The sequence below is a fragment of the Acidisoma sp. C75 genome (assembly GCF_054665095.1).
This window is the reverse complement of sequence record NZ_BAAFHD010000013.1, coordinates 64,519-80,216: the sequence shown is the minus strand read 5'-3', so window position 1 is coordinate 80,216 and position 15,698 is coordinate 64,519. Positions and strand designations below refer to the sequence as shown.

At 67.9% G+C, this 15,698-nt stretch carries 13 protein-coding genes; 11 read left to right on the top strand and 2 right to left on the bottom strand.

Going from position 1 to position 15,698, the window contains the following annotated elements; genetic code table 11:
- The first annotated feature begins 30 nt into the window (after positions 1-30).
- From ACYQ7X_RS16280 to ACYQ7X_RS16260, 5 genes are all read left to right on the top strand, one after another.
- On the top strand, positions 31-1,704 hold the full coding sequence (locus ACYQ7X_RS16280; RefSeq protein ID WP_459698123.1) for an ABC transporter substrate-binding protein: 1,674 nt from the start codon (positions 31-33) through the stop codon (positions 1,702-1,704).
- Positions 1,705-1,875: 171 nt separating this feature from the next.
- Positions 1,876-2,922: an ABC transporter permease gene (locus ACYQ7X_RS16275; RefSeq protein ID WP_459698122.1), complete on the top strand. Its 1,047-nt coding sequence runs from the start codon at positions 1,876-1,878 to the stop codon at positions 2,920-2,922.
- A gap of 6 nt (positions 2,923-2,928) precedes the next feature.
- On the top strand, positions 2,929-3,903 hold the full coding sequence (locus ACYQ7X_RS16270) for an ABC transporter permease (RefSeq protein WP_459698121.1): 975 nt from the start codon (positions 2,929-2,931) through the stop codon (positions 3,901-3,903).
- Positions 3,893-4,936: an ABC transporter ATP-binding protein gene (locus ACYQ7X_RS16265; RefSeq protein ID WP_459698120.1), complete on the top strand. Its 1,044-nt coding sequence runs from the start codon at positions 3,893-3,895 to the stop codon at positions 4,934-4,936. Before ACYQ7X_RS16270 ends, ACYQ7X_RS16265 begins: the two co-directional genes overlap by 11 nt.
- Entirely contained in the window at positions 4,933-5,940 is a 1,008-nt protein-coding gene (locus ACYQ7X_RS16260) for an ABC transporter ATP-binding protein (protein ID WP_459698119.1), read from the top strand. The genes ACYQ7X_RS16265 and ACYQ7X_RS16260 overlap by 4 nt, the downstream gene beginning before the upstream one ends.
- A 109-nt stretch (positions 5,941-6,049) precedes the next feature.
- On the opposite strand, the gene ACYQ7X_RS16255 is transcribed toward ACYQ7X_RS16260, so the two are convergent.
- Positions 6,050-6,823 (bottom strand): DeoR/GlpR family DNA-binding transcription regulator, encoded by a 774-nt coding sequence (locus ACYQ7X_RS16255; protein ID WP_459698118.1) that lies wholly within the window; start codon positions 6,821-6,823, stop codon positions 6,050-6,052.
- 238 nt (positions 6,824-7,061) lie between these two features.
- On the opposite strand from ACYQ7X_RS16255, the gene glpD reads away from it, so the two are divergent.
- The 6 genes from glpD (at position 7,062) to dhaM (ending at position 15,309) form a co-directional block, all read left to right on the top strand.
- On the top strand, positions 7,062-8,549 hold the full coding sequence (gene glpD / locus ACYQ7X_RS16250; RefSeq protein WP_459698117.1) for a glycerol-3-phosphate dehydrogenase: 1,488 nt from the start codon (positions 7,062-7,064) through the stop codon (positions 8,547-8,549).
- Between the two features lie 52 nt (positions 8,550-8,601).
- A complete protein-coding gene (glpK, locus tag ACYQ7X_RS16245) occupies positions 8,602-10,101 on the top strand; it encodes a glycerol kinase GlpK (RefSeq protein WP_459698116.1) in 1,500 nt (499 codons plus the stop codon).
- 31 nt (positions 10,102-10,132) lie between these two features.
- Positions 10,133-11,149 (top strand): MIP/aquaporin family protein, encoded by a 1,017-nt coding sequence (locus ACYQ7X_RS16240; RefSeq protein ID WP_459698115.1) that lies wholly within the window; start codon positions 10,133-10,135, stop codon positions 11,147-11,149.
- A gap of 92 nt (positions 11,150-11,241) precedes the next feature.
- Positions 11,242-12,243 (top strand): dihydroxyacetone kinase subunit DhaK, encoded by a 1,002-nt coding sequence (gene dhaK, locus ACYQ7X_RS16235; RefSeq protein ID WP_459698114.1) that lies wholly within the window; start codon positions 11,242-11,244, stop codon positions 12,241-12,243.
- A gap of 60 nt (positions 12,244-12,303) precedes the next feature.
- Positions 12,304-12,948 (top strand): dihydroxyacetone kinase subunit DhaL, encoded by a 645-nt coding sequence (dhaL, locus tag ACYQ7X_RS16230; protein WP_459698113.1) that lies wholly within the window; start codon positions 12,304-12,306, stop codon positions 12,946-12,948.
- 30 nt (positions 12,949-12,978) lie between these two features.
- On the top strand, positions 12,979-15,309 hold the full coding sequence (gene dhaM, locus ACYQ7X_RS16225) for a dihydroxyacetone kinase phosphoryl donor subunit DhaM (RefSeq protein ID WP_459698112.1): 2,331 nt from the start codon (positions 12,979-12,981) through the stop codon (positions 15,307-15,309).
- A 61-nt stretch (positions 15,310-15,370) separates the two neighbouring features.
- On the opposite strand, the gene ACYQ7X_RS16220 is transcribed toward dhaM, so the two are convergent.
- Positions 15,371-15,691: an EthD family reductase gene (locus tag ACYQ7X_RS16220; protein ID WP_459698111.1), complete on the bottom strand. Its 321-nt coding sequence runs from the start codon at positions 15,689-15,691 to the stop codon at positions 15,371-15,373.
- Positions 15,692-15,698 lie beyond the last annotated feature (7 nt).

The window sequence follows — 15,698 nt, the reverse complement described above, 5'->3', positions numbered from 1 at the left end:
ATCGCTCCAATAGAGAGATCGGAGAGACACATGACCTTGCGACGATGGCTTCAAGGTTCCGCGCTCGCCCTGCTGGCGACGGCGGGCCTTGCCGCGGCGAGCCCGGGCGCGGCCTGGGCGGCGGATAATCACATGGGCGGCACGCTGCGCCTGACGGGCGCCGCCGCTGCGGGCACGATCGATCCGCAGATCAACTATACCAGCCAGTTCTGGTCTGTCTTCTTCGTCACCAATGACGGCCTCGTCGCCTTCGAGCATGTCAACGGCCCCGCCTCCAACACGGTCGTCGCGGATCTCGCGACCGCGGTGCCGAAGCCCCAGGACGGCGGCAAGACCTATGTCTTCCACCTCCGCAAGGGCATCAAATTCTCCAACGGCAAGGAGGTGACGCCGGATGACGTGGTCGCCACCTTCCAGCGCATCTTCAAGGTGAGCAACCCGAATGCGGGTTCGTGGTACAACGTCATCGTCGGCGCCGATGCCTGCCTCAAGACGCCGGCCACCTGCACGCTCGCGGGCGGCGTGGTGGCGGATGACAAGGCCGATACCGTCACCTTCCATCTGACGCAGCCCGATTCCGAATTCTTCTACAAGCTCGCCGTGCCCTTCGCCGATATCGTGCCCGCCGGCACCCCGGCCAAGGATCTCGGCACCACCGCCGCCCCGGCCACCGGCCCCTACATGATCACGAGCTACGATCCGCAGAAGGGCATGACGCTCAAGCGGAACCCGTATTACAAGGAATGGAGCAAGCTCGCGCAGCCGGCGGGCTACGTCGATCAGATCGACTATACCTTCGGCCCCAAGCCCGAGGATGAAGTGACGGCGATCGAGAATGGCGAGCAGGATTGGATGTTCGACAGCCCGCCCTCCGACCGCCTGCCCGAGATGGCGACCAAGTATCCGAAGCAGATCCACATCAATCCGCTCTTTGCCATCTTCTACGCGCCGATGAATGTGAACATCGCGCCGTTCAACAACAAGGATGCGCGCCTCGCGGTGAATTACGCGATCAACCGCGCCTCCACCGTGAAGATCTACGGCGGCCCGCGCCTCGCCGTGCCGAACTGCCAGATCCTGCCGCCCGGCTTCCCTGGCTACAAGCCCTATTGCCCCTACACCAAGAACCCCGGCACCAAATGGTCCGCGCCCGATATGGCGAAGGCCAAGTCGCTGATGAAGGCCTCCGGCCAGATCGGCCAGAAGGTGACGGTGATCGCCGATGACCAGAACGTCGATCCGGCGCTTGGCACCTATCTCGTCAGCGTGCTCAACGAGCTCGGCTTCAAGGCGACGCTCAAGGTGATCTCGGCCAATATCCAGTTCACCTATATCCAGAACACCAAGAACAACGTGCAGATCAGCGTCAGCCAGTGGTACCAGGATTACCCGGCGGCGTCGGACTTCATCAACGTGCTGCTGAGCTGCAGCTCCTTCCATCCGGGTTCGGATGCCTCCATCAATATCTCGGGTTTCTGCGATAAGAGCATCGATGCCGAGATCAACAAGAACCTCATCACCGCGGTGACGGACCAGAAGGCCGCCAATGCCGAATGGGCCAAGCTCGACCACGAGCTGACCGACCAGGCGCCGTGGGCGACGATGTTCACGCCGAAGCAGCTTGATTTCGTCTCCAAGCGTCTCGGCAACTTCACCTTCAGCGACCAGTTCCACATGATCTATTCTCAGGTTTGGGTTCAGTAAGATCCCCGATCCCGAGACCGGCCGCCCGGTATTCCGCAAGGGATGCCGGGCCTGGGGGCTGGGATGGCGCGCGGCTTCGGCGCGTGGGCGTGCCATCCCGCCGCACTTGCCTCATGAGGCTTCTTCCAATGTCCTTTCCGCTTTTCTCCGCCCCGCGGGAGACCTTTTCCCATGTCTGACGCTATGACCGAGGCCGCGGCCGAGCCGGCCGTCACCGCGCCCGCCGCATCGCGCGCCGAAGGGCCCTGGGCCGCGGGCCTGCGCAAGCTGCGGCAGGACCGCACGGCGATGGGCGCGGTGATCGTGCTCGTGCTCATCGTGCTGGCCTGTTGCGCCGCGCCGCTCTATGCGCGCTATGTCTCGCACAGCGATCCCTTCCAATCCAATATCGACGGGCAGATCACGCTGAACGGCCAGCAGGTCGATATCATGCAGTCCGATTCCGCGGGCCTCGGCCTCGGGGTGACGCCGATCGGGCCGACCTGGCACGGGCAGTATTTCTTCGGCGCCGATAGCCAGGGCCGGGATGTCGCCGCGCGCATGCTCTACGGCGGCCAGAACTCGCTCCTCATCTCCTTTTGCTCGACGATCCTGACGCTGGTGCTCGCAGCCCTCGTCGGCACCGTCGCCGGCTTCATCGGCGGGCTCACGGATACCATCCTCGCCCGCCTGCTCGACGTGCTCTGGGCCTTTCCGATCTATCTGCTGGCGATCTCACTTTCGATCGTGCTCATCGCCAAGGGGCTCGTCATCGGCCCGATCCATATCGCCTCCAACAGCCTCATCCTGCCCATCCTCATCATCGGCATCGTCTATGTGCCCTATGTCGCGCGGCCCATCCGCGGGCAGGTGATGTCCCTCACGCGGAGCGATTTCGTGCTCGCCGCGCGCTGCCTCGGCGTGCCCTCCGCGCGCATCCTCTGGCGGGACATTCTGCCCAATGTGACGACGACGCTCATCGTCTTCGCCCCGCTGATGATGGCGCTCAACATGCTGACGGAATCGGCGCTCTCCTTCCTCTCGATCGGCGTGCAGCCGCCGGCCGCGAGTTGGGGCACCATCATCCAGGATGGCGAGGATCTGCTCTATACCCAGCCGATGGTCGCGATCGCGCCGGGGCTCGCCATCATCATCACCGTGCTCGCGCTCAACTTCTTAGGAGACGGGGTGCGCGATGCCTTCGATCCGCGCGCCAAGCTGCGCGTGCGCAAGGGTTAGGCCGCCATGCTGCTCCCGGTGATCCGCCGCCTCGGCGAAATGCTCTTCGTGATGTTCGGCATCAGCGTCGTCGTCTTTCTCATCTTCTTCGCGACCCCCGGCGCCGATCCGGCCGCGCGCATCGCCGGACGCAACGCGACGCCGCAGGTTCTCGCGCAGGTGCGCCACTCCTTCGGCTTCGATAAGCCGCTGCCGGTGCAATATGTGAAGGTGATGGAGAAGCTCTTCATCCAGCGTGATCTGACCTCCTTCGTCAATCGCGGCGAGGAGGTCATTCCCGCCGTGGTCGAAGCAGCCCCCGTCACCCTCTCGCTCGTCTTCGGCGCGGCCGTCATCTGGGTTGTCTTCGGCATCATCGTCGGCGTGCTCGCGGCCGCCAATCGCGGCGGCATTCTCGACCGATTATTGATGTTCGCCGGTCTCGTCGGCATTTCCATGCCGGTCTTCTGGGTGGGCTCGGTCGCCAATCTCATCACCCAGTCGCGCTTTCACGATACCTGGCTGTTCCACTGGGTTCCGGGGCTCGGCTATACGCCGCTCACACAGAACCCGCTGCTCTGGTTCAAAAGCCTCGTCGTGCCCTGGATCACGCTCGCCATCCTCTATATCGGCCTCTACGGCCGGGTGCTGCGCGCCAATCTGGTGGAAGCCTATCAGGAGGATTTCATCCGCACCGCGCGCGCCAAGGGCCTCAGCGAGACCCGCATCATGTTCCGCCATGCGCTGCGCACCTCGCTCATCACCTTCGTCTCAATGTTCGGGCTGGATTTCGGCGCGCTCGTCGGCGGTGGGGCGCTGCTCACCGAGGTCGTCTTCAACCTCCCCGGTGTCGGGCGGCTCACCTATGTCGCGCTGCAAAGCCTCGACCTGCCCTTCATCATGGCGACCGTGATGTATTCCTCCTTCTTCGTCGTCATCGCCAATGCGGCGGTGGATATCGCCTATGCCTGGCTTGATCCGAGAGTGCGCGATGCCCGTTGATCCCTCCCCCCTTCCGGCGGACCCGCTGCTCGAGGTGCGGGATCTTTCGGTCTCCTTCCGCTCGGAACGCGGCATCATCCGCATTCTGGAGGATGTCTCCTTCACCCTGGGGCACCGGGAGATCCTCTCGATCGTCGGTGAATCGGGCTCCGGCAAGAGCATGACCTCGCTTGCCATCATGCGGCTGATCACCGATCCGAATGCCATCATCTCGGGCGCGATCCGCTATCGCGGGCGGGATCTGCTGCAGCTTTCGCCGCGCGAGATGCGGGATCTCCGCGGGCGGGAGATCGCCATGATCTTCCAGGACCCGATGACGGCGATGACGCCGGTCTATACCATCGGCTGGCAGATCGAGGAGCAGTTGCGCGCGCATCAGAAGCTCTCGCGCCGGGCGGCGCGCGCCCGCGCGGTCGAACTCCTCGGCGAGATGGGCATTCCCGCCCCGGCCAAGGCCGCCACGCGCTATCCGCACCAGCTCTCGGGCGGCTTGCGGCAGCGCGCGATGATCGCCATGGCGCTCTCCTGCAACCCCTCGCTGCTCATCGCCGATGAGCCGACGACCGCGCTCGACGTGACGGTGCAGGCGCAGATCCTCGAACTCATCCAGCGGCTGCGGGCGGATTTCGGCTCCTCGGTCATCCTCATCACGCATGACATGGGGGTGGTCGCCACCGTCTCGGACCGGGTGATGGTGATGTATGCCGGCATCATCGCCGAGCGCGGGCCGAAGCCTGCGGTGCTCGGCGGCCCGCAGCACCCCTATACGCTCGGGCTGCTGCACTCGATCCCGCCGATGCATGGGGAGCGGCCGCACCGCCTGCCCTCCATCCCCGGCAGCCCACCGACGCCGCTGGCGCGCCCCGCCGGCTGCCCCTTCCAGCCGCGCTGCGCCTTCGCCATGGATCGCTGCGCCGAACGCCCGCCGCTCTTCGCCCATGGCAGCCAGGAAGCCTCCTGCTGGCTCGCGGAAGCGGGGGCGCCGGATTGGGCGCATGAGCGAGCGATCCGCCTGGCGGGAGAAGCGGCATGAGCCCGGTGCAGAACCCGCCGATGCTGGAAGCAGCGGGGCTTTCCAAAACCTTCCGGCTGGGCAGCCGCTTCCGGGCGGGCGGCATCCAGCATCTGCAGGCGCTCAAGGATGTCTCCGTCACCGTGCTGCCGGGGGAGGTGCTCGGCCTCGTCGGTGAATCGGGCTGCGGCAAATCCACCCTCGGCCGCTGCCTGCTGCGGCTTTACGACGTGAACGAGGGGCGCATCACCTTCAAAGGGCAGGAGATCACGCATCTCAGCCAGCGGGAGTTGCGGCCGCTGCGCGCCGATATGCAGATGGTCTTCCAAGATCCCTATTCCTCGCTCAACCCGCGCCGGCGGGTGGGCGATCTCATCGCCGAGCCGCTCCGCGTGCACGGGCGGCATTCCGAGCGGGAGATCGCGGCGCGCCTGCAGGAGCTGATGGCTCTGGTCGGCCTCGCCCCTGAATTCCTGACCCGCTTTCCGCACGAATTCTCGGGCGGCCAGCGCCAGCGCATCGGCATCGCGCGGGCCATCGCGCTATCCCCGAGCCTTATCGTCGCCGATGAGCCGGTCTCCGCGCTCGACGTTTCGGTGCAGGCGCAGGTCGTCAACCTCTTCATGGATCTGCAGGAGAAGCTCGGCCTCACCTACGTCTTCATCGCGCATGATCTCTCGGTGGTGCGGCAGATCGCGACGCGCACGGCGGTGATGTATCTCGGCAGCATCGTCGAACTGGGCGAGACCGATCGGGTGCTGCATCACCCGGCGCATCCCTACACGGCGGCCCTCATCTCCGCCGTGCCGGAGCCTGATCCGGCAGGCCAGATCAAGGCGCGCACCATCCTCAAGGGAGAGCCGCCGAGCCCGGTCAACCCGCCCTCGGGCTGCCGCTTCCATACTCGCTGCCCGATCGCCCAGCCCCGCTGCGCCGAGGAGGTGCCGCGCCTCATGCCGCTCGGCGATGGCCGGGCGGCTGCCTGCCACTTCCCGCTCGACGGCAAGGCGGCGCCGCTCGGGTAGGGCCGGCGGCGAGGCCCGCACCGGCGGCCGCAGGCATGGCCGTTCGCCGCCGGGCGGGTCGTTCACCGGCATCCCCTGGCCGGATGACGTCATCCGCCCAGGATCGGCGCTAAGTGGCGATCTCCAAGGTGCTGCCGGCCTCTTCGAGCAATTGCGCGATATGCTCGGGCGGCGGCGCATCGGTATAGAGCGCCGAGATCTGCCCGAGATGCCCGACCCGGACGAGTGCCGGCCGGCCGAACTTCGAATGATCGGCCAGCAGGAAGACGCGCCGCGAATTGCGGATGATCGCTTGCGTGCACATCACCTCATCGAGGTCGTAGTCGAAGAGGCCGCCATCCTTGTCCACGCCCGAGACCCCGATGATGCCGATATCGGCGCGGAACTGCTCGAACATCTGCACGGCGAGATGCCCGGTGACGGCGCCATCGCGGTTGCGCACCTTGCCCCCGGCGATGACGATCGAGCAGCGCGGATTGTCGCTCAGGATCTTCGCGACATTGATGTTGTTGGTGATGACTTGCAGGTTTTCGTGCGAAAGGAGGGCGCGCGCCGCCTGCTCGGTGGTGGTGCCGATATTGATGAAGAGGGAGGCATTCTCCGGCACGTCCTGGGCGACGAGGGCGGCGATACGCTGCTTGGCGGTGAGGTTCACCACCTGCCGCCGCTCGTATTCCATATTCTCGATCGAGGAGGAGAGGCCGGCGCCGCCGCGATAGCGCGACAGCCGCCCTTCGGAAGCGAGGATGTTCACGTCGCGCCGGATGGTCTGCACCGTCACGCCGAAATGTTGCGCCAGCGCTTCGATCGTCTGAAAGCCGCGTTTGGAGACGAGATCGATGATGCCGCTCAGCCGGTCCTCGCTGTTCTGCTTCTCTGACAAGCGCCTCACCTCATTGCTTTTGCTCATCATAAGAGTTGCCCGCGGCCGGCACCAGGGAGGCGCGACGGCGCGGCCATGTTGCAGCGCGAAAAAGCGCCGGGGATGAAATTGCGAATACACGGAGAAACGAACCGGCGCATTTTCGCTTGCGAACATCACCGCGTCTGGTTTATGGATCGATAGAACAGAACGGACCGATTGAGCCCATCAATCGGCCAAATGAGGGGAAACGCGGCCGGTGCTTCAGCGACTAACGCCAGGCGAGCCCGTTGATCTTTTGGTGGTGGGCGGCGGCGTCAATGGCGCCGCCATCGCCCGGGATGCCGCCGGGCGCGGGCTTTCGGTGCGGCTGCTGGAACAGCATGATCTGGCGCAGCATACCTCCTCGGCGAGCACGAAGCTCATCCATGGCGGCTTGCGCTATCTCGAATTCTATGAGTTCCGCCTGGTTCGCGAAGCGCTGATGGAGCGCGAGCGGCTGCTCGCAATCGCGCCGCATATCATCTGGCCGCTGGAATTCGTGCTGCCCCATGCGAAGCATCTGCGCCCGGCCTGGATGATCCGCGCCGGCCTCTTCCTTTACGACCATCTCGCCCGCCGCAAACGGCTCCCTGCCTCGCGGGCGGTGTCCTTCAAGAGCCATCCGGCCGGCCAGGTGCTGCAACCCGCCTATCGCCGCGGCTTCGCCTATGCCGATTGCTGGGTCGAGGATTCCCGCCTCGTCGTGCTCAACGCGCTCGACGCGGCGGAGCGCGGCGCCGTCATCTCCCCGCGCTGCAAGCTGCTCTCGGCGCGGCCGGTGGAGGGGCTGTGGCAGGCCGAGACGGAGGCAGGGCGTGTCACGGCGCGCGCGCTCGTCAACGCCGCGGGGCCCTGGGTTGCCGATGTTCTCAACCGAAAGCTCGGCCACAATGCCGAAAGCACGGTACGGATGATCAAGGGCAGCCATATCGTGACGCGGCGGCTGCATGAGGGGGACTATGCCTTCATCCTGCAGAACCCGGACGGGCGTATCGTCTTCGTCATCCCCTATGAGCGGGATTTCTCCCTCATCGGCACGACCGATACGCCCTTCGACGCCGATCCCGCCCTCGTCGAGATTTCGCCGGAGGAGACCGAATACCTCTGCGAAAGCGTCAGCCGCTATTTCCGCAAGCCAGTGACGGCGGCAGACGTCGTCTGGTCCTATGCCGGCGTCCGGCCGCTCTATGACGATCATGCCGCCGAGGCGCGCGCGGTGACGCGGGATTACGTGCTCGATCTCAAGCATGATGCATCAACGCCGCCGCTGCTCTCCGTCTTCGGCGGCAAGATCACGACCTCGCGCAAGCTCGCCGAGCATGCGCTCGAGAAGCTGCTGCCCGCCATGGGCCGCCCGGTCGGCCCATCCTGGACCGGGCGCGAGGCGCTGCCGGGCGGCGATTTCGCGGATTTCGACGCCTATCTCGCGCAGTTCCGCGGAGAGTATCCGGCGCTTCCCGGCGCCCTGGCGCACCGCCTGGTGCGCGCCTACGGCACCCGTGCCGCGCGTTTCGCCGGGCAGGACATGGGGGAGGATCTCGGCGGCGGGCTCAGCGAGGCGGAGGTCGCCTATCTCGCGGGGCAGGAATGGGCGCGCACATCAGAGGATATCCTCTGGCGCCGCTCCCGCCTCGGGCTGCACGTGCCAGAGGGCACCGCCGCCCGGCTCGATTCCTATCTCGCGGGGCTGCGGGTGAACAGCTGACGAGACCAAGACCAAGACCAAGACCAAGACCAACAGAGGGAGGATGACCAGCATGAGCAGATATGTCGGCGCGATCGACCAGGGGACCACCAGTTCGCGCTTCATCGTTTTCGACAAGACCGGCAACATCGTCTCGGTCGCGCAGAAGGAACATCAGCAGATCTACCCGAAGCCGGGCTGGGTGGAGCATGATCCGGTGGAGATCCTGAACAACACCAACGAGGTGATCGGCGCGGCGCTGGCCCGCGCCGGGCTCGCCCCGGGCGATCTCGCCGCCGTTGGCATCACCAACCAGCGCGAAACCACGCTGTTGTGGGACAGGCGCACCGGCCGGCCGCTCTACAATGCCCTCGTCTGGCAGGATACGCGGGTGGATGGCTACGTCGCCGAATTCGCGGCCGAAGGCGGGCAGAACCGCTTCCGCAGCAAGACCGGCCTGCCGCTTGCGAGCTATTTCTCCGGCCTCAAGCTGCGATGGCTGCTCAATAACGTCGAAGGCGCGCGGGAGAAGGCGGCCGCCGGCGATGCCCTCTTCGGCACGATCGACAGCTGGTTGACATGGCACCTGACCGGCGGGGTCGAAGGCGGCGTCCACATCACCGATGTCACGAATGCGAGCCGCACGCAGCTCATGAACCTCGCGACCTGCGATTGGGATGAGGAGATGCTCGCCGCCTACGGCATTCCGCGCGCCTGCCTGCCGCGCATCCTGCCGTCTTCGACGCTCTATGGCGAAATCCGCATCCCGGCGCTGCGCGGCGCCAAGCTCACCGGTATCCTCGGGGATCAGCAGGCCGCCCTCGTCGGCCAGACCTGCTTTTCGCCGGGGGAAGCCAAGAATACCTACGGCACCGGCTGCTTCATGCTGATGAATACCGGCACCGATCCCGTGCAGTCGAAAGCCGGGCTGCTCACCACGCTCGCCTATCAGTTCGAGGGCGGCAAGCCGCATTACGCGCTCGAAGGCGCGATCGCCATCACCGGCGCGCTCGTGCAATGGCTGCGTGACAACCTCAAGCTGTTCGACGTGGCGCCGCAGATCGAACCCTTGGCGCGGAGCGTGCCGGATAATGGCGATGTCTATATCGTGCCGGCCTTCTCCGGCCTCTACGCGCCCTATTGGAAGGAAAGTGCCCGCGGCGTCATCGCCGGCCTCACCCGCTTCGCGACGCGCGCCCATCTCGCCCGCGCGGCCCTGGAGGCGACCGCCTATCAGACGCTTGACGTGGTCTCCGCCATGGAAGCCGATAGCGGCATCAAGCTCTCCAGCCTCAAGACCGATGGCGGCATGGTCGCCAACGAACTCCTGATGCAGTTCCAGGCGGATATCCTGGACGTGCCGGTGGTGCGGCCGAAAGTGACCGAGACGACGGCGCTCGGCGCGGCCTATGCCGCGGGCCTCGCCGTCGGTTACTGGCGCAACACGGAGGATCTGCGCAGTAACTGGGGCGTGGACAAGACATGGACGCCGAACCTCCCCGCCGAGAAGCGCGACGCCTATCGCAAGTCATGGAAGAAGGCGGTGCAGAGGTCGTTCGACTGGGTTGATTGAACAAAAACAAGAAATACCTGGGGAGGAAACAATGAATGCAAATGTAAGCGAACGCGCGGCGGAGATCGGCACCCAGTCGATACCCGCGCCCCGGTTCGGCATCAAACACGGGTGGCGGGCGAAATCGGTATGGTCCGAACTCCTGTCGGAGTTCCTCGGCTGCCTCGTGCTCATCGCCTTCGGGGATGGCGTCGTCGCGGTCGCGGTCGCCGGGCTCACCGAATCGGGCCGCACCCTCGTCATCTTCCAGGGGGCGGGCGGCTGGCTCCTGATCACCTGGGGCTGGGCGATGGCCGTCGTCATGGCGGTCTATGTCGCGGGCGGGGTCAGCGGCGCGCATCTCAATCCCGCCGTCACGCTCGCTTTCGCGACCAAGGGGGATTTCCCCTGGCGCAAGGTGGTGCCCTATTGGGCGGCGCAGATCGCGGGCTGCTTCACCGGCGCCGCTCTCGTGATGCTCGACTACTTCAAGGCGATCAATGCCTGGAACATGGGCCATCACGTGGTTGATCGGGCATCCGCCGCCGGCCTCACCACCTTCAGCATCTTCGCGACCTTCCCGGCGAGCTATCTCGGCGGGCAGCTCGGTCTCGCCTTCGTCGATCAGCTGCTCGGCACCTTCTTCCTGGTTCTCTTCGTGCTCGCCATCATCGATGGCACCAATACCGGCCCGCAATCGAATATGGGGCCCTTCATGGTCGGCATGGCGGTCGCCGCGATCGGCATGTCCTTCGGCGTCGATGCGGGCTACGCGATCAACCCGGCACGCGATTTCGGGCCGCGGCTCTTCGCCTGGCTCGCCGGTTGGGGGCCGAACGCCTTCCCCGGGCTGCAGGGCTATTGGTGGGTGCCGATCCTCGGGCCCATGGCCGGCGGCGTGCTCGCGATCTATGTCTATAAGTGGTTCATCGCCGACACGCTCAGCGCGCGGGCCGCGCTGATGAAGCCGGCGCGGCCGGCGCAGGAGGAGACGAGCCTCGGCTTCAGCCTCGAACGGCTGCAGCAGGTTCTGGACGACGTGAAGCAGAAGCACGGTTCCGCCACCTGATCGGCGGCCTGGCAGCGGCATGGGCGGCAGCGGCCTCGCCTGGCCGCTGCCGCCGGCGTTGATCGTCTTTCACCCGGATCCTGGAGGCCTTCATGAAAAAGTTCATCAACGCGCCCGATCACGTCGTGCAAGAGGCGCTGGCCGGCATGGCGCTCGCCCATCCCGGTCTTCTCACGGTGCGCTTCGAGCCCACCTTCATCATGCGCGCCGATGGCCCGGTGCCGGGCAAGACGGCGCTGCTTTCGGGCGGCGGCTCGGGGCATGAGCCGATGCACGGCGGCTTCGTCGGCCGCGGCATGCTCGATGCCGCCTGCCCCGGCGCGGTCTTCACCAGCCCGACGCCCGACCAGATCCTGGCCGCGACCGAGGCCGTGCAGGCCGGCGCCGGCGTGCTCCACATCGTCAAGAACTACACCGGCGACGTGCTGAATTTCGAGATGGCCGCGGATCTCGCCAAGGAGGCGGGAATCCCGGTCGAAGCCGTCGTCATCGATGATGACGTGGCGGTGCAGGACAGCCTCTATACCGCCGGGCGGCGCGGCGTCGGCGGCACCGTGCTCGCCGAGAAGATCTGCGGCGCGGCGGCGGAGGCGGGGTGGGATCTCGCCGCCCTCGCCGGGCTCTGCCGCCGGGTCAATGCCAATGTCCGCTCCATGGGTGTCGCCCTCACCCCCTGCACGGTGCCGCATGCCGGCAAGCCGAGCTTCACCCTCGGCGAGGATGAGATGGAATTCGGCGTCGGCATCCATGGCGAGCCGGGGCGGAAGCGCATCAAGATGGAAAGCGCCGATCGTGTGGCCGAGATGCTGATGGAGCCGATCCTCGCCGATCTGCCCTTCAAGGCGGGGGATAGCGTGCTGCTCTTCGTCAACAGCCTCGGCGGCACGCCGCTGATGGAGCTTTACGTGCTCTACCGCAAAGCCGCGGAAATCGCGGCTGCGCACGGCCTCACCATCGCGCGCTCGCTCGTCGGGCCCTATATCACCAGCCTCGAGATGGCCGGCACCTCGCTGTCCCTGCTGAAGCTCGATGCGGATATGCTCGGCTTCTGGGATGCGCCGGTGGTGACGCCGGCGCTTCGCTGGGGCGCCTGACGGCCAGCAAGGCAAGGGCGCGCGGAAAGCGTGCAGCGGCAAGCAGGGGAGGAGAGGGCGATGGCCGAGGTTTTGGACGTGGCGGTGCTGACGGCCTGGCTCACGCGGGCGGAGAAGCTCATCGTCGCGCGGCAGGCCTATCTGTCAGATCTCGATGCAGCGATCGGCGATGGCGATCACGGCGCCAATCTCGCGCGCGGCTTCCAGGCGGTCATCGCCAAGCTCGGCACGCCGGAAGATCCGGCAGCCCTCTTCAAGACCGTCGGCATGCGGCTGATCGGCACCGTGGGCGGCGCCTCCGGCCCGCTCTACGGCTCCTTCTTCATCGAGATGGCCAAGGCGGCGGCCGGCAAGCCGGTGCTGAACCTTGCCGATTGGCGCGCGGTCTTCGCCGCCGGGGTGCAGGGCGTGGCGGCCCGCGGCAAGGCGGTGGCGGGGGAGAAGACGATGCTCGATGCGCTCGGCCCGGCGGCGGCGGCGCTCGGCACCGCGCCCGATCTCGCCGCCGCCCTCGCGGCCTCGGCCGAAGCCGCCGAGGCAGCGGCCGAGGGCACGGCGCCGCTCGTCGCCCGCAAGGGCCGCGCCTCCTATCTCGGGGAGCGGTCGGCCGGGCATGTCGATCCCGGTGCCGCCTCCTCAGCCCTGCTGCTCGCAGCACTCGCCAAAGCGGCCAAGGCCGGCGCGGGCGCGGCGCGGGCCCATTGAAACCGCCGCCGCGCTCCAGAGAGCTTCCCCATGGTCAAGGCCCGGATCGCCCTGCTGCTGGTCTCCCATAGCCTCGCTCTCGCCGCCGCCACCGAGGCGCTGGTGCGGCAGATGACGGAGGATCGCCTGCCGATCGCGCTTGCCGCCGGGACCGGGCCGGAGCGGGCGGAGCTTGGCACCGATCCGCTCGCCATTCTGGAGGCGGCTGAAAGCCTCGCGGCGTGCGAGAGCATCCTCGTGCTGATGGATGTGGGCAGCGCCGTGCTGAGCGCGGAAATGGCGCGCGATCTCGCCGAGGAGCCGCTGCGGGGGAAGCTGCATCTCTGCGCCGCCCCTTTTGTCGAGGGCGCTCTGGCGGCCGGCGTCGCGGCGGCGGCGGGGCTCGCGGTCGCGGCGGTCGCAGCGGAGGCGGAGAGCGGGCTGCTGCCGAAGCAGGCAGCCCTGGGTGAGGCACCGGCGGCCGCGGGTGCGGCCTCACCGCCGGAAACGGCGCCCTCGGCTGAGGGCATTCTGCGCACCGTCACGCTTCAGGATCCGCAGGGGCTGCACCTCCGCCCGGCGGCCGGGTGCGTTGCCGCCGCCGCGCGTTTCTCGGCGCGGGTGACGCTCGGCTTCCAGGGGCGCGAGGCGGGGCTCGAAAGCCTCACCGGGCTCATGGCGCTTGGCGTGCCGGGCGGCGGCGAGGTCATGATCCGCGCAAGCGGGCCGCAGGCCGCGGCGGCGGCCGAGGCGATCGCCGGCATCCTCGGCGCCGCATCCGCGGCGGGCGCCGAGGCCGAGGCGGCGGCCCCGCCCGATGCCGCCGGGCGGCAGGGGCTACTGCCCATCGCCCCCGGGCGGATCGCCGGGCCGCTCTTCCTCGCCCGCCGGGAATTGCCGCCGCTGCCCGCAGCCCCGGCGCTGCCGCCCGCGGAAGGCTGGGCGCAGCTGGAGCGGGCCATCGCCACCGCAAGCGCGGCGCTGGCGGGAGAGGGCATCCTGGCGGCGCAGGCGGCCTTGCTGGCCGATCCCGCCATCCTGGAGCCCACCCGGCACGGCGTCTTCGCCGAGCGGCTGCATCCGGCGGTGGCCTGGAACCGGGCGATCGAACAGGCCGCCGCCGGCTATGCGGCGCTGGAAAGCCCCTATCTGCGGGCGCGTGCGCAGGATGTGCGGGAGGTCGGGCACAGCGTGCTCGCCCTGCTGCTCGGCGGTAGCGGCCTCGCCTGGCCGGAAACCCCGGCGATCATCCTGGTCGATGAGCTGAGCGCGGCCGAGGCGGCCGCCCTGCCGCCCACCGTCCTCGGCGTGCTCGATCGGCGGGGCGGCCGCACCAGCCACGCGGCCATTCTCCTGCGCGCCGCCGGCCTGCCCTGCCTCGGCGGTGTCACGCTCGATCCGCCGCCGCGCGCGGTCGCTTTCGACGGCGGGACCGGGGAGCTGATCGCCGACCCCGATGCCGAGACGCAGGCGCGCTTCCAGCCCACGGCCGCCAGCGGCGCGGCGGAGGGGGCAGCGGGCCCGGCGTGCCTGGCCTTGCCGGATGGCACGCGGCTGGAATTCTGGGCCAATGTCACCGGGGCGGCGGATGCCGCCCGCGCCGCCCGCGCCGGCGCCTTCGGCATCGGCCTCGCCCGCACCGAGATGCTCTTCCTCGATCGGGCGGATTGTCCGGCGGAAGAAGAGCAGGCGGCGCGTATCGGCGCCATGCTGGCCCCCTTCAAGGGCCGGCCGGTTACCGTCCGACTGCTCGATGCCGGGGCGGATAAGCCCGTGCCCTTCCTGCGGCTCGCGCCCGAGGAGAACCCGGCGCTCGGCGTGCGGGGCGTGCGCGCCCTGCTCGGCGCGGCGGATTTCACCCGTGCCCATCTGCGCGCCATCCTGCGCGGCGGGCGCGGGCATGATCTGCGGGTGATGGTGCCGATGGTGACCTTCCCGGAGGAGATGCTCCGCATCCGCGCCTGGCTGGCCGAGGCCGTGCGCGAGCTTGGGGAGGCTGCGGTGCCGCCGCTCGGCGCGATGGTCGAGGTTCCGGCAGCCGCGCTCAGTCTCGCCGAGCTGGTGCCCTGCTGCGATTTCTTCTCGATCGGCACCAACGACCTCACGCAATACGTCATGGCGGCGGAGCGTGGCCATCCCGCACTTGGCGCCTTTGCCGATCCGTCCCACCCGGCGGTGCTCGATCTTTGCGCGCGGGTGGTGCGCGATGCGGGGGAGCGTCCGGTCTCGGTCTGTGGCGAGGCCGCGGGGGATCCGGCGGCCGCGCGCCTGCTCGTGCGTGCCGGCATCCGCAAGCTCTCGATGGGGGCGGCGCGGCTCGGCGCTGTGCGCGCCCTCTGGCAGCCGGCACCCTCGGCCGCCGCGCCTGAAGCCGCGCGGTGACGAGCCCGCAGCATTGCCGCCCGTCGCAGAGGGGCAGGTGAGGCGGTAGGGGAGCCCCGCGCTACCGCGTCGCGCGCAGCTGCACCGGCATGATATCGGTGAACTGGCCGACATCGGCGGCGAGGCCCGGCATCGCCGGGGAGGCGTAGCAGGCGGTGAGCGCCGCTTCGTCGCGGTAGCGGCATTCGCAGATGGCGATGGTGCCGCTCTCCTGCCGCGGCGGGAAGAAGGCCTCGGCGCTGGTAAGGCCCAGCGGGCCGAAGAGCCGGCGCAGCATCGGCAGATGCCGCTCCAGGTAATAGGCGCGGTCGAAGCGCGAGTCGGCGCTGCCCTGGTAGGTGACGAAGATGATCACCTCGCCGTTTCGGCCATAGTCAGACATCGTTGCA